Annotated in this window: 33 protein-coding genes; 28 read left to right on the top strand and 5 right to left on the bottom strand. The window is 64.7% G+C overall.

The genetic code is table 11. The features are described from left to right. Nucleotides 1-41: 41 nt before the first annotated feature. A complete protein-coding gene (locus PVW49_RS10140; protein ID WP_274590482.1) occupies nt 42-629 on the bottom strand; it encodes a riboflavin synthase in 588 nt (195 codons plus the stop codon). Nucleotides 630-727: 98 nt separating this feature from the next. Here PVW49_RS10140 and PVW49_RS10135 point away from each other — a divergent pair, with 98 nt between their 5' ends. From PVW49_RS10135 to PVW49_RS10125, 3 genes are all read left to right on the top strand, one after another. Continuing rightward, nucleotides 728-2020 carry a capsule biosynthesis protein gene (locus tag PVW49_RS10135; RefSeq protein ID WP_074837184.1) on the top strand — a complete coding sequence of 431 codons (1293 nt, stop codon included), beginning with the start codon at nt 728-730 and terminating at the stop codon, nt 2018-2020. A 136-nt stretch (nt 2021-2156) separates the two neighbouring features. After that, entirely contained in the window at nt 2157-3287 is a 1131-nt protein-coding gene (locus tag PVW49_RS10130) for a polysaccharide biosynthesis/export family protein (RefSeq protein WP_148562923.1), read from the top strand. Between the two features lie 4 nt (nt 3288-3291). Next, complete coding sequence (locus PVW49_RS10125; protein WP_274590481.1) at nt 3292-5325, top strand: capsular polysaccharide biosynthesis protein; 2034 nt, start codon at nt 3292-3294, stop codon at nt 5323-5325. Between the two features lie 8 nt (nt 5326-5333). Here the strand turns inward: PVW49_RS10125 and ribD are convergent, their stop codons facing one another. The 4 genes from ribD to PVW49_RS10105 all read right to left on the bottom strand — a co-directional run bounded on the left by ribD (nt 5334) and on the right by PVW49_RS10105 (nt 8870). Then, nucleotides 5334-6428 (bottom strand): bifunctional diaminohydroxyphosphoribosylaminopyrimidine deaminase/5-amino-6-(5-phosphoribosylamino)uracil reductase RibD, encoded by a 1095-nt coding sequence (gene ribD / locus PVW49_RS10120; RefSeq protein WP_274590480.1) that lies wholly within the window; start codon nt 6426-6428, stop codon nt 5334-5336. Between the two features lie 17 nt (nt 6429-6445). Continuing rightward, on the bottom strand, nt 6446-6913 hold the full coding sequence (gene nrdR, locus PVW49_RS10115) for a transcriptional regulator NrdR (protein ID WP_048532372.1): 468 nt from the start codon (nt 6911-6913) through the stop codon (nt 6446-6448). 610 nt (nt 6914-7523) lie between these two features. Then, entirely contained in the window at nt 7524-8075 is a 552-nt protein-coding gene (locus PVW49_RS10110; RefSeq protein WP_148562869.1) for a hypothetical protein, read from the bottom strand. Between the two features lie 36 nt (nt 8076-8111). Then, nucleotides 8112-8870, bottom strand: coding sequence for a hypothetical protein (locus tag PVW49_RS10105; RefSeq protein ID WP_148562868.1), 759 nt, complete (start codon nt 8868-8870; stop codon nt 8112-8114). 87 nt (nt 8871-8957) lie between these two features. Here PVW49_RS10105 and PVW49_RS10100 point away from each other — a divergent pair, with 87 nt between their 5' ends. From PVW49_RS10100 to PVW49_RS09980, 25 genes are all read left to right on the top strand, one after another. Continuing rightward, the gene (locus PVW49_RS10100; RefSeq protein ID WP_048532410.1) at nt 8958-9230 is read left to right on the top strand and encodes a hypothetical protein; all 273 of its coding nucleotides are present in this window, start codon (nt 8958-8960) and stop codon (nt 9228-9230) included. Between the two features lie 469 nt (nt 9231-9699). After that, nucleotides 9700-10173 (top strand): hypothetical protein, encoded by a 474-nt coding sequence (locus tag PVW49_RS10095; protein WP_048532409.1) that lies wholly within the window; start codon nt 9700-9702, stop codon nt 10171-10173. Further along, nucleotides 10173-11033: a ParB N-terminal domain-containing protein gene (locus PVW49_RS10090; protein WP_048532408.1), complete on the top strand. Its 861-nt coding sequence runs from the start codon at nt 10173-10175 to the stop codon at nt 11031-11033. The genes PVW49_RS10095 and PVW49_RS10090 overlap by 1 nt, the downstream gene beginning before the upstream one ends. Continuing rightward, nucleotides 11026-13179, top strand: a complete 2154-nt coding sequence (locus PVW49_RS10085) for a transposase domain-containing protein (protein ID WP_048532407.1) — start codon at nt 11026-11028, stop codon at nt 13177-13179. Before PVW49_RS10090 ends, PVW49_RS10085 begins: the two co-directional genes overlap by 8 nt. A gap of 68 nt (nt 13180-13247) precedes the next feature. Then, nucleotides 13248-13991 (top strand): AAA family ATPase, encoded by a 744-nt coding sequence (locus tag PVW49_RS10080; RefSeq protein ID WP_082154506.1) that lies wholly within the window; start codon nt 13248-13250, stop codon nt 13989-13991. Further along, nucleotides 13988-14557: a hypothetical protein gene (locus PVW49_RS10075; RefSeq protein ID WP_048532405.1), complete on the top strand. Its 570-nt coding sequence runs from the start codon at nt 13988-13990 to the stop codon at nt 14555-14557. The genes PVW49_RS10080 and PVW49_RS10075 overlap by 4 nt, the downstream gene beginning before the upstream one ends. Then, nucleotides 14554-14931: a hypothetical protein gene (locus PVW49_RS10070; RefSeq protein ID WP_048532404.1), complete on the top strand. Its 378-nt coding sequence runs from the start codon at nt 14554-14556 to the stop codon at nt 14929-14931. Before PVW49_RS10075 ends, PVW49_RS10070 begins: the two co-directional genes overlap by 4 nt. Then, on the top strand, nt 14921-15250 hold the full coding sequence (locus PVW49_RS10065) for a helix-turn-helix domain-containing protein (RefSeq protein ID WP_048532403.1): 330 nt from the start codon (nt 14921-14923) through the stop codon (nt 15248-15250). Before PVW49_RS10070 ends, PVW49_RS10065 begins: the two co-directional genes overlap by 11 nt. After that, on the top strand, nt 15243-15632 hold the full coding sequence (locus PVW49_RS10060; protein WP_148562867.1) for a hypothetical protein: 390 nt from the start codon (nt 15243-15245) through the stop codon (nt 15630-15632). The genes PVW49_RS10065 and PVW49_RS10060 overlap by 8 nt, the downstream gene beginning before the upstream one ends. Further along, nucleotides 15629-16270, top strand: coding sequence for a DUF3164 family protein (locus PVW49_RS10055; protein ID WP_048532401.1), 642 nt, complete (start codon nt 15629-15631; stop codon nt 16268-16270). Before PVW49_RS10060 ends, PVW49_RS10055 begins: the two co-directional genes overlap by 4 nt. A 1-nt stretch (nt 16271) precedes the next feature. Beyond that, nucleotides 16272-16592 (top strand): hypothetical protein, encoded by a 321-nt coding sequence (locus PVW49_RS10050; RefSeq protein ID WP_048532400.1) that lies wholly within the window; start codon nt 16272-16274, stop codon nt 16590-16592. Nucleotides 16593-16597: 5 nt separating this feature from the next. Then, nucleotides 16598-16771, top strand: coding sequence for a hypothetical protein (locus PVW49_RS10045; protein ID WP_158499039.1), 174 nt, complete (start codon nt 16598-16600; stop codon nt 16769-16771). Nucleotides 16772-16883: 112 nt separating this feature from the next. Then, on the top strand, nt 16884-17342 hold the full coding sequence (locus PVW49_RS10040) for a gp16 family protein (RefSeq protein ID WP_048533877.1): 459 nt from the start codon (nt 16884-16886) through the stop codon (nt 17340-17342). Beyond that, nucleotides 17339-17593, top strand: coding sequence for a hypothetical protein (locus PVW49_RS10035; RefSeq protein ID WP_082154505.1), 255 nt, complete (start codon nt 17339-17341; stop codon nt 17591-17593). Before PVW49_RS10040 ends, PVW49_RS10035 begins: the two co-directional genes overlap by 4 nt. After that, entirely contained in the window at nt 17593-18201 is a 609-nt protein-coding gene (locus PVW49_RS10030) for an MT-A70 family methyltransferase (protein ID WP_217623480.1), read from the top strand. The genes PVW49_RS10035 and PVW49_RS10030 overlap by 1 nt, the downstream gene beginning before the upstream one ends. After that, nucleotides 18198-18590, top strand: coding sequence for a hypothetical protein (locus tag PVW49_RS10025; RefSeq protein WP_048532398.1), 393 nt, complete (start codon nt 18198-18200; stop codon nt 18588-18590). The genes PVW49_RS10030 and PVW49_RS10025 overlap by 4 nt, the downstream gene beginning before the upstream one ends. 119 nt (nt 18591-18709) lie before the next feature. Further along, nucleotides 18710-19621: a glycoside hydrolase family protein gene (locus PVW49_RS10020; protein ID WP_048532397.1), complete on the top strand. Its 912-nt coding sequence runs from the start codon at nt 18710-18712 to the stop codon at nt 19619-19621. Continuing rightward, complete coding sequence (locus PVW49_RS10015) at nt 19621-20148, top strand: hypothetical protein (protein ID WP_048532396.1); 528 nt, start codon at nt 19621-19623, stop codon at nt 20146-20148. The genes PVW49_RS10020 and PVW49_RS10015 overlap by 1 nt, the downstream gene beginning before the upstream one ends. Then, nucleotides 20145-20516 (top strand): DUF2730 family protein, encoded by a 372-nt coding sequence (locus PVW49_RS10010; protein WP_274590479.1) that lies wholly within the window; start codon nt 20145-20147, stop codon nt 20514-20516. The genes PVW49_RS10015 and PVW49_RS10010 overlap by 4 nt, the downstream gene beginning before the upstream one ends. Then, the gene (locus PVW49_RS10005) at nt 20517-20816 is read left to right on the top strand and encodes a VpaChn25_0724 family phage protein (protein WP_048532394.1); all 300 of its coding nucleotides are present in this window, start codon (nt 20517-20519) and stop codon (nt 20814-20816) included. A 4-nt stretch (nt 20817-20820) separates the two neighbouring features. After that, nucleotides 20821-21402: a phage protein Gp27 family protein gene (locus PVW49_RS10000; RefSeq protein WP_048532393.1), complete on the top strand. Its 582-nt coding sequence runs from the start codon at nt 20821-20823 to the stop codon at nt 21400-21402. Continuing rightward, on the top strand, nt 21399-21752 hold the full coding sequence (locus PVW49_RS09995) for a DUF7694 domain-containing protein (protein WP_053083365.1): 354 nt from the start codon (nt 21399-21401) through the stop codon (nt 21750-21752). Before PVW49_RS10000 ends, PVW49_RS09995 begins: the two co-directional genes overlap by 4 nt. Further along, nucleotides 21749-22018, top strand: coding sequence for a DUF6527 family protein (locus tag PVW49_RS09990; protein ID WP_048532392.1), 270 nt, complete (start codon nt 21749-21751; stop codon nt 22016-22018). The genes PVW49_RS09995 and PVW49_RS09990 overlap by 4 nt, the downstream gene beginning before the upstream one ends. Further along, a complete protein-coding gene (locus tag PVW49_RS09985) occupies nt 22015-22200 on the top strand; it encodes a hypothetical protein (protein ID WP_048532391.1) in 186 nt (61 codons plus the stop codon). The genes PVW49_RS09990 and PVW49_RS09985 overlap by 4 nt, the downstream gene beginning before the upstream one ends. Beyond that, a complete protein-coding gene (locus PVW49_RS09980; protein WP_048532390.1) occupies nt 22197-23876 on the top strand; it encodes a phage protein in 1680 nt (559 codons plus the stop codon). Before PVW49_RS09985 ends, PVW49_RS09980 begins: the two co-directional genes overlap by 4 nt. Nucleotides 23877-23918 lie beyond the last annotated feature (42 nt).

Genomic DNA, 23918 nt, shown 5'->3' with positions numbered 1-23918 from the left:
TTGCAGATTTCGCCGATTTGGCGCGGCTTTGGTGTCGCCGGTCAGCCCCAGTCGCGCAGCCGCGCCACGTAGCGCGCCAGCGTGTCGATCTCGAGGTTGACCCGGTCGCCGACCTGCGCCCGCCCCCAGGTCGTCACCTCCTGGGTATGCGGAATGACGTTGATGCCGAACGTGCAATCCGCCACCTCATTGACTGTCAGCGAGGTGCCGTTGAGCGCCACCGAGCCCTTGGAGGCGATGTATTTCGCCAGCGCCTCCGGCGCCCGCAGGGTCAGCCGCGTCGAATCCCCCTCGTCGGACATCGCCACGATCTCGGCCACGCCGTCGACATGGCCCGAAACGATATGGCCGCCCAGCTCGTCCCCGACCTTGAGCGACCGTTCGAGATTGATCGTACGCCCCTCGGCCCAGAAATCGAGATTGGTCCGCGACACCGTCTCGGCACTGATGTCCACGTCGAACCAGTCCGGCCCCAGCGCCACCGCCGTCAGGCAGACGCCGTCACAGGCGATGGAAGCGCCGATCTCGATCGTCGCGGTGTCATATCCGGTGGTGATCCGTGCCCGCAGGTCGCCGCGCTTCTCAAGCGCCGCAATCCGGCCCATGTCGGTGATGATCCCGGTAAACATCGTTTTCCCTCGCCGCTGCTGGCGCTTTCGGCCATATTTTCGTCCAGATGGCTTGCTACACAGCCGCCATCCGCAACCGTATGAGGGAAATCCGCCTGATGGGCAACGCCGCCGGAGAGAAAAGGGTCTTCCTGTTCCTACAGGGTCCGCACGGCCCGTTCTTTCACCGTCTGGGACGGATGCTGCGGCTCACCGGGGCGCAGGTCTGGCGGGTGGGGTTCAACGCCGGCGACCGGGCATTCTGGTTTCACCCCAAGAGCTTCATCCCCTACACCGGCACCCCCGAAGGCTGGCCCGAGGCCTTTGCCGGGATGATCGCCGAACGGCAGGTCACCGACATCGTGCTGTATGGCGACACCCGCACCATCCACGCCGAGGCGATCCGGATCGCCCGCGATCTGGGGCTCACCGTGCATGTCTTCGAAGAGGGCTACATGCGGCCCTATTGGGTGACCTATGAGCGCGGCGGAGCGAACGGCCATTCGCGTCTGATGGAGATGCCGGTCGACGAGATGCAGAAGGCGCTGCAACTGTCGGACATGGAGGCGCCGCTGCCGCCGGGCCACTGGGGCGACACCCGGCAACATGTGTTCTATGGCGCGCTTTACCACTGGTTCGTTATGTTCCGAAACGGCGATTACCGCAATTTCCGCGCCCATCGCGACCTGCCGGTGACAATGGAATTCGCGCTGTATCTCAAGCGGCTGCTGCTGATGCCGTTGCACGCGCTGGAGCGCCGCGCCGCGACCTTCGGCATCCGGCACGGCGGCTATCCCTATCACCTCTGCCTGCTGCAACTCGAGCATGACAGCTCCTTCCTCGAACATTCGCCGTTCAAGCGGATGACCGAGTTTCTCGAACTGGTGGTCGAAGGCTTTGCCCAGGGCGCGCCGGGCCATCATCACCTTGTCTTCAAGGCGCATCCGCTGGAAAACGGCCGCACCAACATCCGCCGCGAGCTTCGGCGGCTGGCGCAGAAATACGGTGTCAGGGGCCGGGTGCATTATGTCCGCGGCGGCAAGCTTGCGCCGCTGCTGAACGATGCCCGAAGCGCGGTGACGGTGAATTCCACCGCCGGTCAGCAGGTGCTCTGGCGCGGCATTCCGCTCCGGGTCTTCGGCCGCGCGGTCTATGCCAAACCCGAATTCGTCTCGATGCAGCCGCTCAAGGAATTCTTTGCCGCGCCCGAGCGGCCCGACAACCGCGCCTACAAGGATTACCGCCGCTACCTGCTGGAAACCAGCCAGGTGCCGGGCGGTTTCTACTCGGCCAAGGGCCGCCGCCAGTTGCTGCGGCTGGTGGTCGACATGATGCTCTCACCGGAAGATCCCTATGACGGGTTCAATTCCGGCACCGCGGCCCCACGGCAACAGTTGCGGCTCGTGACCTGATATCCACAGGTGCGGCCTCTGGCGTTTTGATACGGATTCCCGTAGCCTGCGGCAAAAAGCTGAGGCAGCATAACGACAAGGTCGAGGAGACCGAGCAGTGAAAAACCATCAGACAGGATGGGCCCGTTCCGTGGCCCTGCTTCTTGCCGTATCGCTTGCGGCGTCTTGCGGATTGCCGCGCTCTGGCCCGAACAAGCGTGAAATCTTTGCCGGATCGGTGCAGCGCCAGGGCGATGCCTTCATCGTCAGCGTCAATGATCGCGTGACCCGCGCCACCGGTGTGGTGCCCGCACTGGGCTTTTCCGAGACCTTCAAATCCGCCGGCGTGATCGGCTCTGACGTCATCCGTCCCGGCGATACGCTGGGACTGACGATCTGGGAAAACGTCGATGACGGGCTTCTGGCGGGCGAAACCTCCTCCTCCACCCTGCTCGAGACGGTACAGGTCGATGGCGCGGGCTTCATCTTTGTGCCCTATGCCGGGCGCATCAAGGCCGCCGGCAACACCACCGAAGCCGTCCGCCGCATCATCACCCGCAAGCTCGAAGAACAGACCCCCGATCCGCAGGTCGAAATCCGCCGCGAGGCCGGTGACGGCGCCACCGTCTCGGTGGTCGGGGCGGTGGGCGCCCAGGGCGTCTATGCGATCGAGCGGCCGACCCGCACGCTGTCGTCGATGATGGCCCGTGCCGGGGGCGTGACCATCGAGCCCGAAATCGCCCAGATCACCGTCACCCGTGGCGGTCAGACCGGCAAGATCTGGTTCGAGGATCTCTATGCCCATCCGCGCATGGACATCGCCCTGCGTGGCGGCGACAAGATCCTGATCGAGGAAGACACCCGCGCCTTTGTCGCCCTCGGCGCCACCGGCGCGCAATCGCGCGTGCCCTTCGAGACACAGACCCTCTCGGCGGTCGAGGCCATCGCCCAGGTCGGCGGGCTGCTGTCGACCTCGGCCGATCCGACCGGCGTCTTTGTCCTGCGCAACGAGGCCGAGGTGATCGCCGAGAACGTGCTGGGCCGCGACGATCTGCAAGGCCCGCAGCGCATGGTCTATGTGCTCGATCTGACCGAGCCCAACGGGCTGTTCCTGGCGCGCGATTTCATCGTCCGCGACGACGACCTGCTCTATGTCACCGAAGCGCCGCTGTCGCAGTGGAACAAGACCATCGCCGCCCTCACCGGCAGCCTTGGCGCGATCACCACGCTGTCCTCGACGGCGACCTCGGTGAGCGCATTGGCCTCCGGCGATCTGACCGGCGGCTGACCAAGTGAGCACAGCCGATGACGACAACCGCGCCGGGGCCGCAGGGCCCCGGCGTCTTTATGTCTACAACGGCGGTTTCCTGACCCAGCCCCGACTGCGCCGCATCCTCACGTTGGCCGGCTACGACATCCGCATCGGCCTGCCCGGCCCCGACGACCTGGTGGCGGTCTGGGGCCAGAGCCCGACGGCCCATCGCGGCGAAGCCGTTGCCGCCCGTCGCGGCGCCGGCCTTGTCCGCATCGAGGATGCCTTTCTGCGCTCGCTCCACCCCGGCCGTGCCGGCGGCGAGCCGCCGCTGGGGCTGATGATCGACCATGCCGGAGTGCATTTCGACGCCGCCAGGATCAGCGATCTCGAACGGCTGCTGACCGAGGCGCCGCTCGACGATGCCGCGCTGATGACCCGCGCCGGCGACGCCATTGCCCGGATCCGGGCCGCACATCTGACGAAATACAGCGGTTTCGACGCCATGACCCCGGCACCGGCGCCCGGCTATGTGCTGGTGATCGACCAGACCCGCGGCGATGCCTCGGTCACCGCCTCGGGCGCGGCGCGGGCGCAGTTTCAGGAGATGCTGGTCTTTGCCCAGGAGGAACACCCCGGCACGCCGGTCGTCATCAAGACCCACCCCGAGACCGCCCGCGGCCTGCGCCCCGGCCATTTCACCGAGGCCGACGCCAACGACCGCATCACCCTGCTGAGCGAGCCGGTCAGCCCCTGGCGGCTGTTCGAGGGCGCTGTCGGGGTCTATACCCTGTCGTCGCAGATGGGCTTCGAGGCGATTTTCGCCGGCCACAAGCCCCGCGTCTTCGGCCAGCCCTTCTATGCCGGCTGGGGGCTGACCACGGATGAGACCCCGGTGCCCCGGCGCGAACGCCGACTGACCCGGCATCAACTCTTTGCCGCCGCGATGATCCTCTATCCGCGGTGGTATGATCCGTTCACCGACCGACTCTGCGGCATCGAGACCGCGCTCGACGCCTTCGAGGCCCGCACCCGCGCCTGGCGCGAGGATCATCGCGGCTGGGTCGCCTCGGGCATGCGGCTGTGGAAGCGCCGGCCGTTGCAGAAGGTGTTCGGCCGCGAGCGCCCCATGGTCTTCGAAGCGGACCCCGCCAAGGCGCGCAGCCGCGCCGAGACCGAAGGCCGCCGCCGCATGGCCTGGGCCGGCAAGGCGGGGGACGGGGACGCAGTGGTGCGGGTCGAGGACGGGTTCCTGCGCTCGCGCGGGCTGGGCGCGAATTTGGTGCCGCCGCTCTCGCTGGTCGCCGACGATCTGGGCATCTACTACGATCCGCGCCGAGAGAGCCGGCTGGAGCGGCTGATCGCCGAAAGCGAGGGCCTGCGCCCCGACGAGCTGCACCGCGCCTACGGGCTGCGACGCGACATCCTCAAGGCCCGGCTGAGCAAATACAACCTGGCGGGCGCCACACCTGCCCTGCCCGAGGGCCATCGCATTCTGGTGCCCGGGCAGGTCGAGGACGACGCCTCGATCCTCACCGGCTGCGCCGGGATCAACACCAACCGCGGGCTGCTCGAGGCGGCGCGCGCGGCCAATCCGCAGGCGGTGATCCTGTACAAGCCGCACCCGGACGTCGAGGCCGGCCTGCGCCGGGGGGCCGTGCCCGAGGCGCGGGATCTGGCCGATCTGGTGCTCGATCACGCCGACCCGGTGACGCTGCTCGATCAGGTGCAGGAGGTCTGGACACTGACCTCGCTGCTGGGCTTCGAGGCGCTGCTACGCGAGGTGCCGGTGACCACGCTGGGCGCGCCCTTCTATGCCGGCTGGGGGCTGACCCGCGATCACGGTGCGGTGCCCGTCCGGCGCCGGGCGCGGGTGTCGCTGGATGCGCTGGTGCATGCCACGCTGATTGCCTATCCACGCTATCACGATCCGGTCACCGGCCTGCCCTGCCCGCCCGAGGTGGTGGTGCAGCGGCTCGCCGGCGGCGCCTTGCCCGGGCCCGGCCCGGCCAATCGGCTGCTGGCGAAACTCCAGGGGCTCTTTGCCAGTCAGGCGCATCTCTGGCGGCGCTGAAACAGCCCTCAGACCCTGCGCCAGACCGACATTACATCCGCCCCCACCGGGCGCACTTCGGCCAGGGCCAGCCGCGGCGCCTCGGCCAGCCGTTCCACCCCCAGCGCGCCGATGGCCGGCTGGCCCTCGGCACCCAGCGCCATGCCGGCGGTGAAACAGATCAGCTCGTCCACCAGCCCGGCCGCCAGCAGCGAGGCGGCCAGTTGCCCGCCGCCCTCGCAGAACACCCGCGTCAGCCCGGCGGCGCCCAGCCCGTGCAAGGCATCGCGCATGTCGACCTGGCGACCGGCCAGCCGACAGGATACCAGCCGTGCCCCCAGCCCCTCCCAGGCCTCGCAGAGCCCCGGATCGGCGTCGGGGCCGAGGCAGAGCCAGACCGGCACATCGCCGGCGGTCTGGGCCAATTGCCCGGTCAGCGGCAGATCGAGCTTGCGCGAGACCACGATGCGCAGCGGCTGATGCCGGATGCCCAGGCCGCGCACTGTAAGCGCCGGGTCATCCGCCCGCGCCGTGCCGCCGCCCACCATCACCGCGTCATGCCGCGCGCGCAGCGCATGCACCTCGCGGCGCGCGCCGGGCCCGGTGATCCACTGGCTTTCGCCGGTGGCAGTGGCAATGCGGCCATCGAGCGTGGTGGCAAGCTTCAGCGTCACGAAGGGCCGGCCCGCCCCGGTCTTGAGGAAAAAGCCCGCGTGATCGCGCGCCGCCTCCTGCGCCAGCACGCCGGTCTCGACCGCGATGCCGGCGGCGCGCAGCATGGCGAGACCCCGACCCGCGACCCGCGAGTCGTCATCCTCGACCGCCACCACCACCCGGGCCACGCCGGCGGCAATCAGCGCCTCGGCGCAGGGCGGTGTCTGGCCGTGATGGGCGCAAGGCTCCAGCGTGACATAGGCGGTGGCGCCCCGCGCCGCCGCCCCGGCCCGGGCCAGGGCCTGCGTCTCGGCATGCGGCCGCCCGCCCGGCTGGGTCCAGCCGCGCCCGACAACCCGGCCATCGCGGACAATCACGCAGCCCACCGCCGGATTGGGCCAGCAGCGGCCCTGGCCGCGGCGGCCCAGCACCAGCGCATGCGCCATGTGGCGCCGATCCTCGTCTCTCATGCCGCGGGCCTTTCGCCTCACCCTTCTTTCGGGGCGTCCGGGCGAAGCTCGCTGACGAATTTGTCGAAATCGTCGGCGGCCTGAAAGTTCTTGTAAACGCTGGCAAAGCGCACATAGGCAACGGTGTCGATCCGGGCCAGGCTCTCCATCACGATCTCGCCGATCTGCTTCGAGGGGATGTCGGTCTCGCCCATGCTTTCGAGCCGCCGCACGATGCCGGAGATCATCTGATCCATGCGCTCGGGTTCGACCGGGCGTTTCTGCAAGGCGATTCGGATCGAGCGCTCGAGCTTGTCGCGGTCGAAATCCTCACGCCGTCCGTTTGTCTTGATCACCACCAGATCGCGCAGCTGCACCCGTTCATAGGTGGTGAAGCGCCCGCCACAGGCCGGGCAAAAGCGCCGCCGCCTGATCGAGACATGGTCCTCTGCGGGCCGTGAATCCTTGACCTGAGTGTCGATATTTCCGCAAAACGGACAGCGCATTGGCCGTTCCCCTTTTCCTCTAATCCGCCTCTTATGGGTCTCCTCGCCCACTTATCCACAAAGTATAGGAGAGCCGCCCGCATTTGGGTAGAGCGAAAATCGCACAACAATATTGTGTGGCGCATGGGTCAAGGGGAATTTTGTCTTGGTTTACCCGGTCTCTGCCTGGGCGCGCCAAGTTGGAGACGGGTGTTAGTTGAAACACATTCTTTCAGGGGATACCGGAAGACCTAAGAAGATGCCGGACTTTGCCGGATGGCCTTTAAAATAAGGGCGTTGAGGCTTCTCGCGAGCCGTTGTTCCGGCGAAGTTGCGATTCATGCAGAACACCCCGAAAACGGTGGTTTGGGCGTGAAACGGCTATTCTCGGCGGTCGGGAGGTCATAGCGTTGATGGTTCGTGTAAGCCCTGTTCAATACACGTAAAATCGACATTTGAACCGGTCTTCAGGATGGATTCCAAGGCGCATACCGAGCAATATTCTCGGACGTCGGCGTCCGAGAAAGGTTCAGGCGTCCGAGAACGGGATTTCGACCGTGAGAACAATCACTTGGAGATTTCGCGGCGGTGCAACGCAGGGCTGGAACTCGGACGCGTTTTTCGGGAGCATTCAGGGACCGAGAGTGCCAGATCGAATACCTTCGACGACTTCCATGGCCTTGGAAAATCCGGCTAGCGTCGTTGTTGCGTCGACGGGATAGTCATAGGGCCACTCCACCCGGCGAGTTGTTACGGATGTGCCCGTTCGAAGCTGTGACAGCAGCGACCCGGCCTGAACGCATCCGTCGGTGTCGGTGCTGACGGGTGAACCCGTGTTAACCCGGATCATGCCCCGTCTGCCGGGGAAGTCATGTCCAGAGACACACACTTGCCGAGGACGCTGAGATTCACCGTAGTAGACGAAGATCCCGTCGCGCCCTGACGTGATGTTACATTTTCGATTATCCGACATCGCATCAACGCGGCAATCGATTCGCCAGGCAAAGTCGAGCACGTCGGGCCCCAACGCTACAGAGCCGCTGCCATCAGGGAAGATTTGTATGTGGTAGTTTCCGTCCTTGTAGGAAAGGCGACCTGGCTCGTCTTTCGACACCGGAGCGCTCGCCGGGGCGCAAGCTGAAAGCACAACAAAAAGGAGTACGAGGTTCTTCAGGCCAATCATTATCTCAACTCTCTCTAAGTATAAGTTTAAGTTCAATTAGCTGACGTTGTTTACATTCGCGATCTGCCTTGCGTGGTCAATCATACGGCGCTTTTCTGTGGCGTCTATCCACGGCCCAAGCGCGGCGTCCAGCCGAGCCACGACGCGTCCTAAACATTCGATACGTGCGCCCGACTTGCCCGCCCGCACCACCGGCGGCGTGAAACTGCGCTGAAAGAGGCCGACTAGACAACCGGCCTTGGGTACGGTCAACCATCCTACCTTGATAGTATCGCCGACCGTGAAGGCGCAGAGCGTCGGCTCGAGCTCGGGCTTAAAGGTGCCGTCGATTAGGAGGAGGTCGCCGGGGTTGATCGCGGGCCACATGTCATCGTTGGGCATGAAGATTGCGTTCAAGTGTTCCGCATCCAATCCCTGATCTTCGATCCAACTGCGCGCGAAGGCGAGCTGACTCAGATCGCGATGGACGAGATCGGCGCGGTGAAAGGGAATCGGCAAATAGCCATGTTCCAGCGCTTCGGGGCTGCCGTCCAGGGAGGGACGAACGTACTCTTGGGCGGCCTCGGCAAAACCGATTGCCGAAACCGGTTTGCTTCCGGACGGGAATACCTCTGCCTCCAGTCCAAAGCGTTCGAGAAGAAGAACGGCTGTGGAAAGATGCACATCCTTGCCGTCCCGAATGCTTCGCAACGGACCAATATCCACATTGAGCTCTCGCGCTAATCCGCGAAGCCCATGCTCATGAATGCCTTCGTTCACGAGCTCGGATAGCCGATCTCTCAAAATGCGTGTCACGAATTGCACATTGCAGAAAAATATCTTCTTGACTAGGTGTGCAATTCATAACACATTGTGTCGTGTAACGCACAGTCTGGAAATGACATGCCAACAAAAAAAGATCAGAGCAGGACCGAAAAGTTCGCTTCCGACTTGGACATTCTGGCGGCAGCGTTGGCGGTTCACGTGGGCCGCGCGCAAAGCACGGTCGTCAGATGGGCAACGGGAAGCGGCGATACCTTGAGCCGCCTGAAGTCCGGCAACCACACAATCACGGCGGAACGCATCGATCGTATCCTGACTTGGTTCGATCAGAACTGGGCAGAAGATTTGGAGTGGCCAACTAGCGTCGAGCGCCCGTCTCGGAGGGCGGCGTGATGGCACGAAAGAAAATAGTTGATCTGGTCGGGGTTGTGCACGGTCCGGAAACTGCGCGCTCGCGGGCTGCGAACCAAAGGCGCGCTCGCCTGCTGTGCGTCGTGATCGGCGATGTCAGAGATTCTCTTGAAAGAGAAATTGACGCCAGCGCCATCAAATACTTCGTTCCACAGGTGAGGGCGTTGATTGAACGAGACGCGTATTGGGTCGTGCGAATGCTCCGCCACGTCGAGGCAGGTCGCGGAGTTTCCCAAGAGGTCTATGCCCGGCTCTGCGTCGTCTTATCCCGAATGCCAGACGGTACTGTACGCCAACTTTGCAATCTTGCGCCGATGCCATCCCGGATCACGATGCGAAACCCACAGTGGCCAGCACGGGGAGCGAAATACCTGCGGTTTGAGCCCGGAAATGCGGTTCGTGCTGAGCCAGTGAACGATCCGAAATCGTGGGTTGGATATGAGGGAAAATCATGAGCTGGAGCGTTTGTGACCCGATCCGCCGGGCCGAAACGGCCGCGCGCGGGCTGACCCATACTGAGCGTCTTGCTGTCGCTTGGCGGCTAGTCCAAGGCGTCGATGATCCGGAGGATTTCCACCAGCTCGACATGTTCCTCGGAATGACCGCCGAGCATTGTCGCGACGTGCGCCTTGAAGCGGCCATTGCCGCTGATCGCGAGGCCTTTGCAGAGGGGAACTTTTGCGCGGGTCCGCCCGATGAGAGGCTGCCTGTCTTTTTGCGGGAAGAGTTGCTGGATCGGGCTGCCGCCACTCACGCCGAAACGCCCGATCCTGAGCCAGGGCTGCGCGCACGTATGCGCGTAGCCCTGGCAAAAGCCAGCGAGTGGTTTGCCCGTTCCGATGACACCTGGACCGGTAGCATTGTTGGCGCGCTGTGCTTCGCCGCGGCTGCTGTGATCGGGATCATTTCAGCCGGAGTATTGTGATGAGCCAGCTGCGCCACATAGAAACCTGCGAATTGCCCATTGCCGATATCGAGGTCGAAGGAAGGTTGCGGCCAGTCGACGAGCTCGGCGTTGCGGCCATTCTTTCGACGGTGGCTGAGGGCCAATCGATCACCGACCCAATCGACGTTCGGCGCGTGCGGAAAGGCAAGGCGGAAAGCTACCGACTGGTGGATGGGGCGCATCGTCTGGAAGCGATGAAGCGTCTCGGTCGCGACGTTATTCCGGCATCGGTCTGGGAAGGTACAAGACTTGATGCCAGGCTTCTGGAAATCGAACGCAATCTGGCCAGGGCCGAGATGAAGCCGATCGACAGGGCGGTTTTCCTGCTGGGCTACAAAGACGCCTACGAGGAAAAGTATCCCGAAGCGAAAGCCGCGATTGGCGAAGCCTTGGCTGCCAAGCGGTGGAATGCGACGGGCACTGTGCCCGTCGCATCCTTCGCGGCGATGGTCGGGCAACTTACTGGACAGGATGAGAGTACAATCCGGCGGCAGATCAATGCCGCGCGCCACCTGTCAAAGTCGGAAATCGATGCTGTTCGAGCGGCTCCCCATTGGGTGTCTTTCAAGGATATCGCCGATATCGGCAGGATCGGCGAGGACGATGAGCGCGCCTTTGTTGTCGACAAGCTGGCAAGTGGTGAGGCCAAAAAGGCTTCCAAAGCTCGCAAGCTTTTTGCCTCCGAATCTGGCAAGGCTCATACGCCGGTCGATCCCGTTGAAGCCGAGTTTCAATCGCTTCTGAAGGCTTGGGGCCGGGCGCGCAAATCTGTTCGAGATCGCTTCCTGGAGAAAGTCGCCGCCGAAACCCGAGAAGATGAGGTCGACGGCGATGAGTGACCCCTGCCTTCCCGATCGCGTGTGGTGGACCGCCGAGCAGATCGCTGCTGCCGAACTTGTGGACATGCCTTCCACGCCCCGTCGTATCAACGCGTTGGCTGCGCGCTTCAACTGGCGCGCTGTTCCCGGCAAGGCGCGGCGACGCAAGGGCAAAGGCGGTGGGTGGGAGTACCATTACACGCTCTTTCCGATGCGCGCCCAGCAGGCTCTGCTTGCGGCGGTCAAAGACCCGAAGGTGCCGGAGGTATTGTCGCGCGGCGAAGCCTGGGAGTGGTTCGGGTCGCTTCCCGACTTGGCTCGGGAGACCGCCGAGCGGCGGTTGCTCGTGATCCAGAAGACCGAGGCCCTAGAGCGTGGCGGTCTGGGCCGTGACCTGGCCGTGCGCGAGATTGCGCAGATCGAGATGATCAGTGCCCGGACGATTTGGAACTGGCTCGGTCTGATCGAAGGTGTGCGGGCCGATGATCGGCTGCCGTATCTCGCGCCGCGCCACCGTATCGCCAAACGCAGGGTCGCCCAGGCCGAATGCAGCGAAGAATTCTGGGAGGTGGTCAAAAGTGATTACCTGCGTCCCGAGCGCCCCAGCTTTTCCAGCTGCTACCGCCGTGCCGTGCGGATCGCGAAAGAGCACGGCTGGCAGACCGCCAGCGAGCGGACGCTGCGCAACCGGCTGCATCGCGAGGTGCCGCAGCTGACCATCACGCTTTGCCGCAAGGGTGTGGACGCGCTCAAGGCGCTCTTTCCCTCTCAGACCCGCGACCGGATGTCCTTGCATGCGATGGAAGCGGTCAATGCCGACTATCACCGGCTCGATGTCTTCGTTCGGTGGCCGGCCGAGCCCGGCTCCAACAGCAGTGAGGGGGAAATCGTGCGGCCGCAGCTTGTGGCCTTTCAGGATCTGCATTCGGGCCGCATCCTCAGCTGGCGGCTGGACAAGACGCCGAACAAGGTGGGCGTGTCGCTTGCCCTGGGCGATATGATCGAGCGCTTTGGCATTCCCGACCACGTGGTTCTGGATAACGGCCGGGAGTTTGCCAACAAGTTCCTGACCGGCGGTGTGAAGACCCGTTTCCGCTTCAAGGTCAAGGATGACGACATTCCGGGTGTCCTGACCACGCTGGGCGTCGAAATACACTGGGCGACGCCCTACAGCGGCCAGTCAAAGCCGATTGAACGGGCCTTCAAAGACCTGGCCGACGACATTGCCAAGGATCCGCGTTTCGAGGGCGCCTACACCGGCAATGGCGTCGATGCCAAACCGGAGAACTACGGCAATGCGGCGATCCCCCTGGAAGACTTCATCCGCGTCGTGGCTGAGGGTATCGAAGAGCACAACGCCCGGCCCGGTCGGCGCGGGCAGACCACGGCAGGGCGCTCGATCATCGAGACCTTCGAGGAGTCCTATGCCAATGCGCCGATCCGAAAGGCGACGCCGGAGCAACGCCGGCTCTGGCTGATGGGGGCCGAGGGGGTGAAAGCCGACAGTCGCAACGGGCTGATCCGCTTCATGGGCAACGAATACCACGCCGAATGGATGTACGAGATCGCCGGCGACCGCGTCGTGGCCCGGTTCGATCCGGCCGACCTGCGCGCGCCGCTGCATATCTACGCGCTCGGCGGGGGATACCTGGGAGAGGCCGAGTGCCGCGTTGCCGCCGGCTTCTTCGATCTCGACGAGGCCCGCCAGCACAATGCCGCGCGTAAGAAATGGGTGAAAGCCGAGAAGGAGGCCGCGGCGGCCGCGCGGAAGTATCGCGCACGCGAGCTGGGCGGATACCTCGACGGCATCGGGGCCCGGGAGCCGGCGCCTGCACCGGAGACCAAGGTGGTGCGGATGACGCCCCAAAAGCGCTTGCCCAAGAGCACCCCAAAACCAGCGCCGCTGTCCAAGGCGGAGACTGCCCAGCGCGCTGCCTTCGTGGCGGATTTCCAGGCGCGGAAGTCAACAAAAGACGAAGCTGCCGCCAAGCGCGACGACGCGCGGGAGCGGTTTGCCAGGGCCGAGGAAATCGAGGCCCGGCTGGCCGATGGCGAAGAGGTCTCTCGGGACCTAATCCGCTGGATGGAGGGCTATCGGCAGACACCGGAATATCGCGTCTTCAAACGCGAGAAAGAGACCCCCGCTCGGGACGTGCGACAGGATTGATCGGGGTGAAGGTGGCGCAGCGGGCTGGACCCCCGCCAGCGCCTGTTGACGAAAACAACGAGGTCAGAATGACAGAGAGCAGTCAGATCCACAATACATTGGCGCCCCTGAGGAACGTCATGAGCTTCATGACGATGGTCGAGCGCCTCGACGGCCGCAGCAGCGGCATCCCCGGCATGGGGTGTTTCTACGGCCCGGCCGGCTTCGGCAAGAGCATGGCGGCGATGTACTGCGCCATGCGGACCGAGGCCTGCCTTGTCCAGTGCGAGAGCTGCTGGACGCCCACCGCGCTTTGCGAGGCGATCCTTGACGAACTGGGGATCAAGCCGCAGTCGACCGTCTGGCGGATGGCCAAGCAAATCCAGCAGGCGCTGGCCAGTGAAGGCATTCCGCTGATGATCGACGAGGCCGATCACATCGTGGCCAAGAAGTACATCGAGCTGATCCGCGACATCTACGAGAAATCTCAGGTGCCGGTCATCCTGATCGGCGAGGAGGCGATGCCCTCGAAGCTGCGGCACTGGGAACGGATCAACAGCCGCATGCTGGCGCGCGTTCCGGCGCAACCGCTCGACGACGAGGACTTCGAGGTTCTGAGGAACATCCGCTGCCCGGACGTCGAGCTTGCCGCTGACCTGGTCGCGGCGATCAAGGGTGCGAGCCGTGGCTCGGCCCGGCTGATCGTCAACAACCTCGACAGCGTCCGGCTGGAGGCCCAGGTACGCGGCGTGCGCCGCGCGCTCTCACTGGCCGACCTCGGCAAGTTCGAACTGCATGACGGCATCCCGGCCGAGATGCGGAGGCTCGCATGAGCTGGCGCACCAAGGACCCCGAGCGTCTCGACTATGTCTGGCGCAAGGCGCAGGCGCTGAGTCTGTCCGGCCCGTTCACCTATCAACAGCTGAGTGCCGACGTCGGTATGGACGTCAAGTATATCGGCGTGCTGTGCCTCGACTGGGAAAAGGAAGGCAAGCTGCAGCGCGTGCCGTCGGAGCGGTCTCAGCATGTGCACATGCAGGTCCCCCAGCACTTGAACCGTGGGCGGATTGCCCTCGACGAGGAGGGGAAGGATACCGCTCAGGACCGGATGTGGCGGGTGATCCGCAAGATCGGTTCCTTCGATGCGCGCGACGTGGCGATGTATGCCAACAGCCCTGAGCTGACGATCTCGGAACGCGCCGCGGCAGAGTTCTGCCGGATGCTCTGCCGCTCTGGCTACCTGCGCGTCCTGCGCAAGGAACAGCCTGGCAAGAAGCTGGCGGTCTATCAGCTGGTGAAGAACACCGGGCCGCGCGCACCCCGCGTCCGCCGCCTGAGCGTGATCTGGGACGACAACCTCGAACGGATCACCCATCTGCCGGACGGGGTGACGACATGACCTCGGATCCGCTTGCCAAGGCCCGCGTCGCCTGGGGTGCAGACATGCCCGACTGGGTCGCTCTGCTCGCCAGCGCCTGCGCCGGCGCCAGCCAGAACCAGGTGGCCAAGCGCCTGGGCGTCTCGGCAACGCTGGTCTCGAATGTGCTGGGGGCCAAGTATACCGGCGACATGACCCGCGTCGAAGACATCGTTCGCGGCGCCTACGCCCGCCAGGTCACCGACTGTCCGGCATTGGGCGAGTTGCCCACCGACATTTGCCGCAAGTGGCGCCGGAAGGCGCGCAAGCTCAACAGCGCCAATTCCCTCAATGTCACCATGTTCCGGGCCTGCAACCGGTGCCCGATCCACAAGGGAGCCGATGATGGTCAGTAAGCGTGACGAGGCAATCGCCCTGGCCCGACAGGGACACCCGCCGGCCGAGATCGCTGTCAGGACCGGCCTCGCGGTCAACTCGGTCTATCACTACCTGCGCGAGGCGCGCCGTGCCGGAGAGGACATCCCGAACTTCCAGCGCGGCCCACGTTTGGGGAAGGTGATCTGCATCGACGCCGCGACCGTTCAGGCACTGCGGCCGCATGCCAACCGGCGGATGTGCAGCACCGACGAGCTGGCGCGTCAGATCGTGCGGCGCGCGGCCCAGTGCGAGCTGATCGATTCCATTCTCGACGACGAGGTGGCGCGCCATGGGTGAACCGGAACTGACACCGATGCAGGTCATCGAGCTGACCGCCAGCGCGATCAAGAAGGTGCACCTCCGCGGCCGGCGCGGCGTTGAAATGGTGACCCACGACGAGATCGTCGCCGTGATCGGCACGCTGCTCGACATGGGAGCCGGTGCCCTGGCGGGTCTCGAGGAGGCTTTGGCCGAAGACCGCGATGCTGCGCGGTACCGCTGGCTGCGGATGCGCAATCCCGATGCGATCGAGGCCGGCGGCGTCTTTGCCGGTCTCACCCCCGACAACGTGGTTCTGACCGGCGAGGACCTCGATCAAGCGATCGACGCCGCGATGGCCGAGGTCGACGTCGCGATGGCCGCGACCTCACCCATTCTCAACGAAGGAGAGCAGAGATGACAGAGCAGACGCCAATTCCCGGTGTCGAGATGATCAACGGCACCCCGCACATGCAGGACGGCAAGGGCCGTTGGCAGCCGGTCAGCACCATCAAGCCGCAGGACCTGCTGGAGCATGAGACCGTGTGCAAGATCATCGGCCATGCCGAAGACCTCAGCGCCCAGGTGACCCGGTTCAAGGCGCACACCTTCGACGATCTCGGCGACTTCGAGGCGCTGTTGGCGCAGGAGTACGAAGCGACACGCGGCGGGCAGAAGGGCAACAAGACCTTCCTCAGCTTCGACGGGCTCAAGAAAGTCCAGATCGCGGTGCAGGATCACATCGATTTCGGGCCGCAGCTGCAGGTGGCCAAGGAGCTGATCGACGACTGTCTCAACGAATGGGCGGCCGAGGCCAATGACAACCTGCGCGCCATCGTCACCCGCGCCTTCAATACCGACAAACCGGGCCAGGTGAACCGGGCGGAGATCTTCATGCTGCTGCGGCTGGAGATCGACGACACCCGCTGGAAGCAGGCGATGGTGGCGATCCGCGATGCGATGCGCGTGGTCGGATCCAAGACCTACGTCCGCTGTTATCGCCGCGAGACGCAGGAGAGCCCGTGGCAGGCGATCACCATCGACCTGGCGAAGGCCTGACATGACCCGGGTGATGTCCAAACCTCGCCAGGCCGATCCGGGTCGCGCGCGCAATGCGGTCGCAGGGCTGCGCGAGGTGCTCGGCGAATTGCCGGATCATCACGACTTCGGTGACTACAAAGCCTTCGAGGCAGCCTTCTTTATTGCGCTCGACGGCTTGGCGGCGGCGTTTCGCCGCCTCTGCAAGGACGGCCGGATCAGCCGGAACGACGAGTACTGCACCATCGCGGGGTTTGGCCGGGTGGCCACCTCTCGCATGGGCCTTATCGGCGCGCTGGAGAAGTGGCTGCGCGCCGTTGAACGCAGCCTGAAGGAGGATTGAGACCCATGTTCAAGACACTCTTCGATCGTCTTTTCAAACCCTCGGAACGCCTGTTTCGCGTCGACCGCTGGGACACGAGCGAATGGAAGTATGGCTTCGGCTGGTGGGATGAGGCTTTCGAGATTTACATCGGCAAGCGGATCATCCGCTTTTGCCCGGACGAGGCGGACTTCAGATGAGGCGGCTGACGAAATGGTACGGCTCCTGGAACCCCGCGCCGGGCTGGTGGCTCGCCCCGGCCGGGATTGTCAGCATCGGGCTCTGGCTGGCCTTCGTACTTGCGTGCGCGACATGACCGGCGCCCTGCAACGCAAGATCTTCGTTGGCTGCAAGCAGCTGGGCCTCGACACCGAGGCGCGCCACGATCTGCAGCTTGCGGTCACCGGCAAATCCAGCTTGTCGGACATGACCGACGAGGAAAAGCGCAAGGTGTTGGCGCGGCTGAAGCAAGCGGGCTTCAATCCCGAGTCGAGGAAGCAGGGCGCCAGGCACAAGCGCGCGCCGCGCAATGATCTGCGGCTGATCCATGTCCTGTGGAAGAAGCTGGGCGAGGCCGACGCGCTGCGAGACCCCAGCCGCAAAGGGCTGAACACTTTCATCCGCGCGCGCTTCGAGAAGGTCTGGCAGACCGTGCCGGCCGACGTCGACATGCTGCGGGAGTGGCATCAGATCGACGACGTGATCCAGGCGCTCAAAGCCTGGGCCGAACGGGCAGACGCTGATTTCGATTTCGGGGAGCACAGGAAATGAAGAAGTCCATCCACCCGGTCACTGACCGCGTCGTCGTTCGCTACCTGGAACATGTCACCGGACTCGACATCGAGGCCATCCGCGCCACCATCGGCCGCAAGGTCGAGACCGGTCTGGAGCATGGTGCCGGCGGCGTCCGGGTGGACGGGCTGCATTTCGTGCTGGCAGGCGGCACGGTCACCGACCTGTTTCCGGCCTGCAAACCGCCGAAGCACATCGGGTCCTGCAAACGCCGCCGGGAGATCGAGTGATGCTGACCAGGTGGCCGTTCGGAGCACTGACGCCAATGAAGTACGGCGCAATCCTGGCCGATCCGCCCTGGGCGTACAAGATGCGCTCCGAGAAGGGACACGCCAAGTCACCGGAGGCGCATTACGCCACGATGTCGATTGGCGAACTCCGAGAGCTGCCAGTGGCGGACCTTGCAGGTCCGGATTGCCTGCTCTTTATGTGGAGCACCTGGCCGCACCTGAACCTGTCAATGTTCCTGATGCGAGAGTGGGGCTTCACCTATGTCACCGGTGGCAGCTGGATCAAGCGGACGGTGACCGGCAAGCTGACCTTTGGCACCGGCTACGTCCAGCGTTCGGCCTGCGAGCCCTATCTGGTCGGCCGGATCGGCAAGCCGCAGACCGCCTCGAAATCCGAGCGCAACGTGATCGAGGCCCCGCTGGCGGGTCTGATCCCCGACAAGATCGAGGCGATCCGAAGAGAACATTCCCGCAAGCCGGTTGAGATGCGCGAGATGATCGAGCGTCTTCTGCCGCGCGCTCACAAGTGCGAACTCTTTGCCCGCGAGCCTTGGCCGGGGAACGAAGTCTGGGGCAACGAGTCCGACAAGTTCGGAGCGCCGCAATGACCGATGTCCCCCAGCCGCTCTATCCGCGCCCGCCAGCGCATGTCGCGCCCTTCGTCGAGGTGTTGGGCGTCGACCTCGCGATCCAGTATTTCCTCGAGTTCGGCGGGACGCCCGTCTACCTGGCCAAGAACCCGGCCGGGCGCTCCGAGGTCGAGGCGCTGATCGGCGCCGAGGCCGTGCGCGCCCTGCGCGATCATCCCTACCAGTTGCCGGCGCGCTGTCCGCTGCCGAAAAAGTGGATGGCCCAGGTGCTCTACGCAAAAGGCTTGCCCGTTTTGCAAATTGCCCGCAAACTGCGGACCACCGATGTCGCCGTGCGCCGCAACATCGCTGACATTCGCACCGACCGCGCCCCTCGTCGCGATGATCGGCAGCTGAACCTCTTCTGATACTCCCCACCTGATCCCGCCCCTCGCACAGCCTTGCGAGTGTTTTGCCGTGCTCGCCTCAGGCCATTTTGAGGCGAGGGCCGACCGCCGTGAAGGCGGGCCATGCAGCGGAGATCATCATGCGGACATCCCCAAAGGGCATCGCCTTTCTGGAGCGCCACGAGGGCGTCGTGCTCAAGGCCTATCGTGATCCGGTTGGCATCTGGACGATCGGGGCGGGGCTGACCAAGGCCTCGGGCGTGGTCACGCCGAAGGCCGGCATGGTGATCAGCAAGGGCGATGCAAGCCGTCTGCTCTCTCTGGCGCTTGGCCGGAACTACGAGCCGGCCGTCGCGCGCGCCATGCCGAAGGCTCTGCAGCACGAATTCGACGGCGGCGTGAGCTTCCATTGGAACACCGGTGCCATCGGTCGCGCGAGCTGGGTCAAATCGTGGCGCGCCAAGGCACCTTGGGACAAGATCGCCGATGGTCTGCGCGCCTGGCGCAAGGGCGGCGGGAAGGTTCTGCCCGGTCTCGTGCGCCGTCGCGAGGAAGAATATCAGCTGGTCCGCTACGGCGATTATGGTGCCGGGCTGAGCCCGTCGAAGCCAAGTGGTATGGCGCGGATCGTCGTGGCGCTGTCGAAGGTTGAGCTGGAGCAGGCGCGCCAGGCCTTTGCCAAGCTCGGCTATGATCCCGGTGACGACGAGCGCGGCATTCTCGTGGGCGCTGTCCGCGATTTCCAGGAGGACCATGATCTGACGATCGATGGCCTCCTGGGGCGCGCCACGCTGTCAACCCTGCAGCGCCGTCTCGACGCCGTTACCAAATCCACCACCGCCACCGCCGGCGCGGCCGTGGCCGGCGGCGGGGCCACCGTGGTGCCCGAGGAGCTGACGGCTCAGGTCCCGGGCGGCGACTGGGCTGCCTGGATCGTCTTCGGCCTCTGCGCGCTCTGGCTGGCCAGGACCGCCTGGAGCTACCGCGATGTCATTGCCGTCAAGGTGCAGGGCCGTTTGCCCGCCACGGCCCGTTTCCTGAGGAGCTTCTGATGAACACTGCCTTGCTCATGACCCTTGCGGCCGAGATCGGCGCGCCGATGATCGAACGCATCCTCGGCAGTCGGATCGGCCAGGGCAATGCCGAACTGGCGCAACAGGTGATCACCCGCATTGCCCGCAGCGCCGGGGTGCAGTCGGGCCCTGAGCTCGATGCCCTGATGCAGGAGAGTCCGGAAAGCGTGCGGGACGCGATCATCGACGTCGAGACCCAGACGCCGGAACTGCTGGCGCTCTATGCCCAGGGGCTCGAATTCCAAATGGCCCAGCTGTCCTCGGAGCAGAATGATCCGCTCTGGTACCGCGCCTGGAAGCCGGGCGGAATGTACCTCGTGGGCTTCTTGATCCTGTGGAACGCGGTGATCCTGCATTCGCTGAATGCCGCCTTAAAGATCGCTTTACCGCCCGTTGAATGGGCCACCATCCTGCAGCTGGCGACGCTCTACCTCGGCCTCTACATGGGCGGCCACACCGTCAAGGATGTCGCCTCGAAATGGGTGGCGAAAGGCGGTCGCGCGTGATCGAGTTTACCCTGGCCGACCTCAGAACGCTCTTCGGGCTCCTGCTGCCCGTCGCCGGCATGATCTACACTTGGGTCGCCACCCGTCAGAAGGATGTCGAGACCCGGTTCGCCGACGTCAATCGCCGTTTCGGCGAGGGATCGGAGCGAATGGATCGGCTCGACAGCCGCCTGGCCCGGACCGAGCAGACGGTGCAAGGCCTGCCGTCTCGCAACGACATCCATGCGATCGAGCTGCACATGGAGCGCCAGGCCGGGTCGCTGGCCCGGATGGAGGCCGTGATCGAGGGCACGAGCAAGGTCATGGAACGGCTGGAGACCATCGTCACCCGGCACGAAGACCACCTGCTCAAGAAGGGGAACAGCTAAATGAGCGACTACAGCGAAACCATCCGCAAGCACCGCCGTCTTGCGATCCTCCGCCACCTTGAAGGCTGCACCGACTACACCTCGAACGCCTCGATCCTGACCGACGTGCTCGACGGCGTCGGGTTGCCGTGTTCGCACAGCCAGGTGCTGACCGAGCTCTACTGGCTGAAGGAGAACGAGTTCCTGACGCTGGAGGACAAGTCGGGCTTCGTGGTGGTTGAGGCGACCCGCGCCGGCGCTGAAATCGCCCGGGGCCGTGCCCAGCATCCCGAGATCCAGCGCCCGCGTCCGAAGGCCTGATCCGATGCCGCCCCCCAAGAAAGTTGAACTGCTGCCGGGCGAGTTGCGCACCTGGCTGCACGACGAGCTGAAGGCCCGCGGCTTCGGCGATTACGTCGGACTGGCCGAAGCCCTGAACTTCCGCCTTGAGGAGGAAGGGTTGGAGCTGCGGATCGGCAAATCCGCGCTGCACAACTACGGCCAGGAGTACGAGCAGTTCGCCAAGCTGCAGGAGGAGGCCGGGGCCTGGGCGCAGCAATGGATGTCCGAGAACGATCTCTCAGACGAGGCCGAGCAGCACCGCGTCCTGTTCCAGATGATGACTTCGGTCGCCTTCAAGGTGCTGAAGGCGCAGATGCTGAAGACCGGCGAGGAAATCGATCCGCGCGAGCTGCACTTCCTCGGCAAGATGATGAAGGACGTCATGAGCTCCTCGGGGATCCGCGAGAAGCTGATGTCCGACGAACGCGATCGCATCGCCCGCGAGGCCCGCGCCGCGGCGCAGGCGGAGATGACCGAACGCTTCGACGAGGCCGTGGCAGAGGCCGGGCTGGGCGAAGAGACGGTGGCCAAGATGCGCCGCGACTTCCTGGGGCTGAGAACATGAGCGATCCCGTCATCAACCTGTACAGCTTCCAGGGCCTCGACGGGATCGAGGCCGAAGAGCATGAAGTGCTGGGCCACCTGATCATCAGGCATGACGGCACCATCACCTGGGACCAGCTGCAGGCGGTCAAGAACGAGGTCTGGGGCCGCGACGCTCGCGCGATCGAGGTCTACCCGGTCCAGGGCGACGTGGTGAACGCGGGTAACATGCGCCACCTGTGGCGACTGGGTGCCGGTGACTTCTGCCCCGACCTGCTCCGCCACAATCCCCCCACGCCCACCGACGACACCGACAGCCTGTGCGCCCGCCACGGTGCCGCATGGGCCGAAGCTGAAGAGGTCTTCGCATGATCAGAGCAATTCCCTTCGTCGACCAGCTCAGGCATCGAGACGCCGGCATTCCCGGTTCGATCTATATTGACAGCCGCGCCCAGGGCGGCACCACGCTGCAATTCTTCTGCCCCTGCGGCTGCGGTCAGATGGGCACCGTATCACTCACACCGGACGCCGGTTGGAATGGCGACGAGACCAGCCCGACCCTGGCGGAAAAGATCGGCCTTCCACATCGCGGCTGCGCCGCTCAGTTGAGCGGCGGGTATTGGGAGCCGGGACAATGAGCGAGAACGATCGCCACGACGATCTCGCGGCAGTGGCTTTCTTCCTCGCCGGTGCAGAAGAAGACAAAGCGACCTATGCCGGCCGGACCGGCAATGACGCCTTCGAGAGCTTCTGCCGCCTGATGGTCTGGCCAGCTGACAAGGTGCGCCGCATTGCCAAGGGCGAAGGGCTGGAGCGATGACTGCGCTTGACCCTGCAGCCATCGCCCCGAAGGAGCCGGTGCTTGCCCGCGACGAGACCGGGCTGCCCGACGAGCTGCCGCGCGGCGCCTCGATCCCCGCGGACCTCGATCCGCTGGCCGAGGGCATTCTCATGCTGCACCAGAAGGAGTGGCTGGAGGACACCAGTGACCTGAAAATCGCCGAGAAAGGCCGCCGGACCGGGATCACCTTTGCCGAGGCGCTCGATGACACGCTGATCGCCGCGGCCAGCCGTTCGGCCGGGGGCGACAACGTCTTCTACATCGGCGACACCAAGGACAAGGGCCGCGAGTTCATCGGCTACGTGGCGCATTTCGCCAAGGTCATTGCCGGCGAGCTTCACCAGGTTGAGGAGTTCCTCTTCGAGGACAAGCGCGACGACGGTTCGTCGAAGATGATCACCGCCTACCGGATCACCTTCGCCTCGGGCTACCGCGTCGAAGCCCTGTCGTCGAACCCCGCCAACATCCGGGGCCTTCAGGGCGTGGTGGTGATCGACGAGGCCGCGTTCCACAGCGATGTGCGCGAGGTCATCGACGCGGTGAACGCCCTGCTGATCTGGGGCGGCAAGGTGCGCGTGATCTCGACCCACAACGGCCGGCTCAACCCGTTCAACGAGCTGATCCGCGAGGCCCAAGCTGGCAAGAACCCGTTCAACATCCATCACATCCCGTTTTCGACCGCGGTGGAAAACGGGCTTTATCAGCGCGTGTGCCTGATCAAGGGCAAGCCCTGGAGCCAGGAGGCCCAAGAGGCCTGGGAGGCGCAGATCCGCGGCTCCTACGGCGGACGCACCGCTGCCATGGGGCAGGAGCTCGACGCGATCCCGGCCGACATGGAGGGTGCGGCGCTCACCCGTGTCCAGATCGAGGCCTGCATGGCGCAGGGCATTCCTCTGCACCGGTGGGCGCGGGGAGACGACTTCAAGAATGCCGAGGACAGCGAGCGCAAGCGCCAGGCGGACGAATGGTGCAAGGCGCATCTTGGCCCTGTGCTGAAATCGCTCGACGAGGATCGCCAGCACTTTATGGGAGAGGACTTCGCCCGCTCCGGCGACGTGACCGACATCGTGATTTTCGAGCTGGGCCAAGACCTCGTCCGGCGCTGCAAGCTGATTGTCGAGCTGCGCAACATTCCCTTCGATCAGCAGCGCGACATCCTCTTCTACATCTGCGATCGCATCCCCAACTTCGCCAAGGGCGCGATGGACAAGACCGGCAACGGTGCCTACCTCGCCGAGAAGGCCACCCAGCGCTATGGCAGCCGCATCGTCGAGGTCTCCTTCAGCCGGGAATGGTACGCCCGCGAGATGCCGCCCTACATCGAGGCCTTCAGCGACAAAACGGTGCTCCTGCCGGCGCATGAAGACGTGCTGAGCGACCACCAGGCGCTGCAGTACGTCGATGGGCTGATCCGGGTGCCGGCCGACTTCCGCTTCAAGGGCTCCGACGGGCTGACCCGTCACGGCGACAGCGCCGTCGCCTGCGCCCTGGGCTACTTTGCCAGCCGCCAGGACTACACCGAATACGGCTATCGCGGCCTGAGTGGTCAAGTTGGCGCCAGCCTCGGGACGGCGGAAGAGGCTGAGGGTGCCGAAGGTGCACGTGACGATTGGTGGCGTTCGCCGCTGGGTGCCCGGCTGCGAGGAGGGCTGTGATGCTCGCCGTCCGCCAAAGGTTAACCTTTCGTGAAATCCATC

The sequence above is a fragment of the Marinovum sp. PR37 genome, assembly GCF_028807375.1.
GTDB lineage: Bacteria > Pseudomonadota > Alphaproteobacteria > Rhodobacterales > Rhodobacteraceae > Marinovum > Marinovum algicola.
This window is presented reverse-complemented; position numbering and strand designations above follow the sequence as displayed.

What these genes read in the sequence shown, in the direction of transcription:
- PVW49_RS10020 (WP_048532397.1), top strand. Translation starts at nt 18,710, where the DNA reads ATGCGGACATCCCCAAAGGGCATCGCCTTTCTGGAGCGCCACGAGGGC.
- nrdR (WP_048532372.1), bottom strand. Translation starts at nt 6,913, where the DNA reads ATGCGCTGTCCGTTTTGCGGAAATATCGACACTCAGGTCAAGGATTCA.
- PVW49_RS10060 (WP_148562867.1), top strand. Translation starts at nt 15,243, where the DNA reads ATGGGTGAACCGGAACTGACACCGATGCAGGTCATCGAGCTGACCGCC.
- PVW49_RS10085 (WP_048532407.1), top strand. Translation starts at nt 11,026, where the DNA reads ATGAGTGACCCCTGCCTTCCCGATCGCGTGTGGTGGACCGCCGAGCAG.
- PVW49_RS10065 (WP_048532403.1), top strand. Translation starts at nt 14,921, where the DNA reads ATGGTCAGTAAGCGTGACGAGGCAATCGCCCTGGCCCGACAGGGACAC.
- PVW49_RS10015 (WP_048532396.1), top strand. Translation starts at nt 19,621, where the DNA reads ATGAACACTGCCTTGCTCATGACCCTTGCGGCCGAGATCGGCGCGCCG.
- PVW49_RS10070 (WP_048532404.1), top strand. Translation starts at nt 14,554, where the DNA reads ATGACCTCGGATCCGCTTGCCAAGGCCCGCGTCGCCTGGGGTGCAGAC.
- PVW49_RS10140 (WP_274590482.1), bottom strand. Translation starts at nt 629, where the DNA reads ATGTTTACCGGGATCATCACCGACATGGGCCGGATTGCGGCGCTTGAG.
- PVW49_RS09990 (WP_048532392.1), top strand. Translation starts at nt 21,749, where the DNA reads ATGATCAGAGCAATTCCCTTCGTCGACCAGCTCAGGCATCGAGACGCC.
- PVW49_RS09985 (WP_048532391.1), top strand. Translation starts at nt 22,015, where the DNA reads ATGAGCGAGAACGATCGCCACGACGATCTCGCGGCAGTGGCTTTCTTC.
- PVW49_RS10075 (WP_048532405.1), top strand. Translation starts at nt 13,988, where the DNA reads ATGAGCTGGCGCACCAAGGACCCCGAGCGTCTCGACTATGTCTGGCGC.
- PVW49_RS10005 (WP_048532394.1), top strand. Translation starts at nt 20,517, where the DNA reads ATGAGCGACTACAGCGAAACCATCCGCAAGCACCGCCGTCTTGCGATC.
- PVW49_RS10040 (WP_048533877.1), top strand. Translation starts at nt 16,884, where the DNA reads ATGACCGGCGCCCTGCAACGCAAGATCTTCGTTGGCTGCAAGCAGCTG.
- PVW49_RS10090 (WP_048532408.1), top strand. Translation starts at nt 10,173, where the DNA reads ATGAGCCAGCTGCGCCACATAGAAACCTGCGAATTGCCCATTGCCGAT.
- PVW49_RS10035 (WP_082154505.1), top strand. Translation starts at nt 17,339, where the DNA reads ATGAAGAAGTCCATCCACCCGGTCACTGACCGCGTCGTCGTTCGCTAC.
- PVW49_RS10055 (WP_048532401.1), top strand. Translation starts at nt 15,629, where the DNA reads ATGACAGAGCAGACGCCAATTCCCGGTGTCGAGATGATCAACGGCACC.
- PVW49_RS10025 (WP_048532398.1), top strand. Translation starts at nt 18,198, where the DNA reads ATGACCGATGTCCCCCAGCCGCTCTATCCGCGCCCGCCAGCGCATGTC.
- PVW49_RS10000 (WP_048532393.1), top strand. Translation starts at nt 20,821, where the DNA reads ATGCCGCCCCCCAAGAAAGTTGAACTGCTGCCGGGCGAGTTGCGCACC.
- PVW49_RS10045 (WP_158499039.1), top strand. Translation starts at nt 16,598, where the DNA reads ATGTTCAAGACACTCTTCGATCGTCTTTTCAAACCCTCGGAACGCCTG.
- PVW49_RS09980 (WP_048532390.1), top strand. Translation starts at nt 22,197, where the DNA reads ATGACTGCGCTTGACCCTGCAGCCATCGCCCCGAAGGAGCCGGTGCTT.
- PVW49_RS10050 (WP_048532400.1), top strand. Translation starts at nt 16,272, where the DNA reads ATGACCCGGGTGATGTCCAAACCTCGCCAGGCCGATCCGGGTCGCGCG.
- PVW49_RS10095 (WP_048532409.1), top strand. Translation starts at nt 9,700, where the DNA reads ATGAGCTGGAGCGTTTGTGACCCGATCCGCCGGGCCGAAACGGCCGCG.
- PVW49_RS10080 (WP_082154506.1), top strand. Translation starts at nt 13,248, where the DNA reads ATGACAGAGAGCAGTCAGATCCACAATACATTGGCGCCCCTGAGGAAC.
- PVW49_RS10100 (WP_048532410.1), top strand. Translation starts at nt 8,958, where the DNA reads ATGCCAACAAAAAAAGATCAGAGCAGGACCGAAAAGTTCGCTTCCGAC.
- PVW49_RS10110 (WP_148562869.1), bottom strand. Translation starts at nt 8,075, where the DNA reads ATGATTGGCCTGAAGAACCTCGTACTCCTTTTTGTTGTGCTTTCAGCT.
- ribD (WP_274590480.1), bottom strand. Translation starts at nt 6,428, where the DNA reads ATGAGAGACGAGGATCGGCGCCACATGGCGCATGCGCTGGTGCTGGGC.
- PVW49_RS10030 (WP_217623480.1), top strand. Translation starts at nt 17,593, where the DNA reads ATGCTGACCAGGTGGCCGTTCGGAGCACTGACGCCAATGAAGTACGGC.
- PVW49_RS09995 (WP_053083365.1), top strand. Translation starts at nt 21,399, where the DNA reads ATGAGCGATCCCGTCATCAACCTGTACAGCTTCCAGGGCCTCGACGGG.
- PVW49_RS10135 (WP_074837184.1), top strand. Translation starts at nt 728, where the DNA reads ATGGGCAACGCCGCCGGAGAGAAAAGGGTCTTCCTGTTCCTACAGGGT.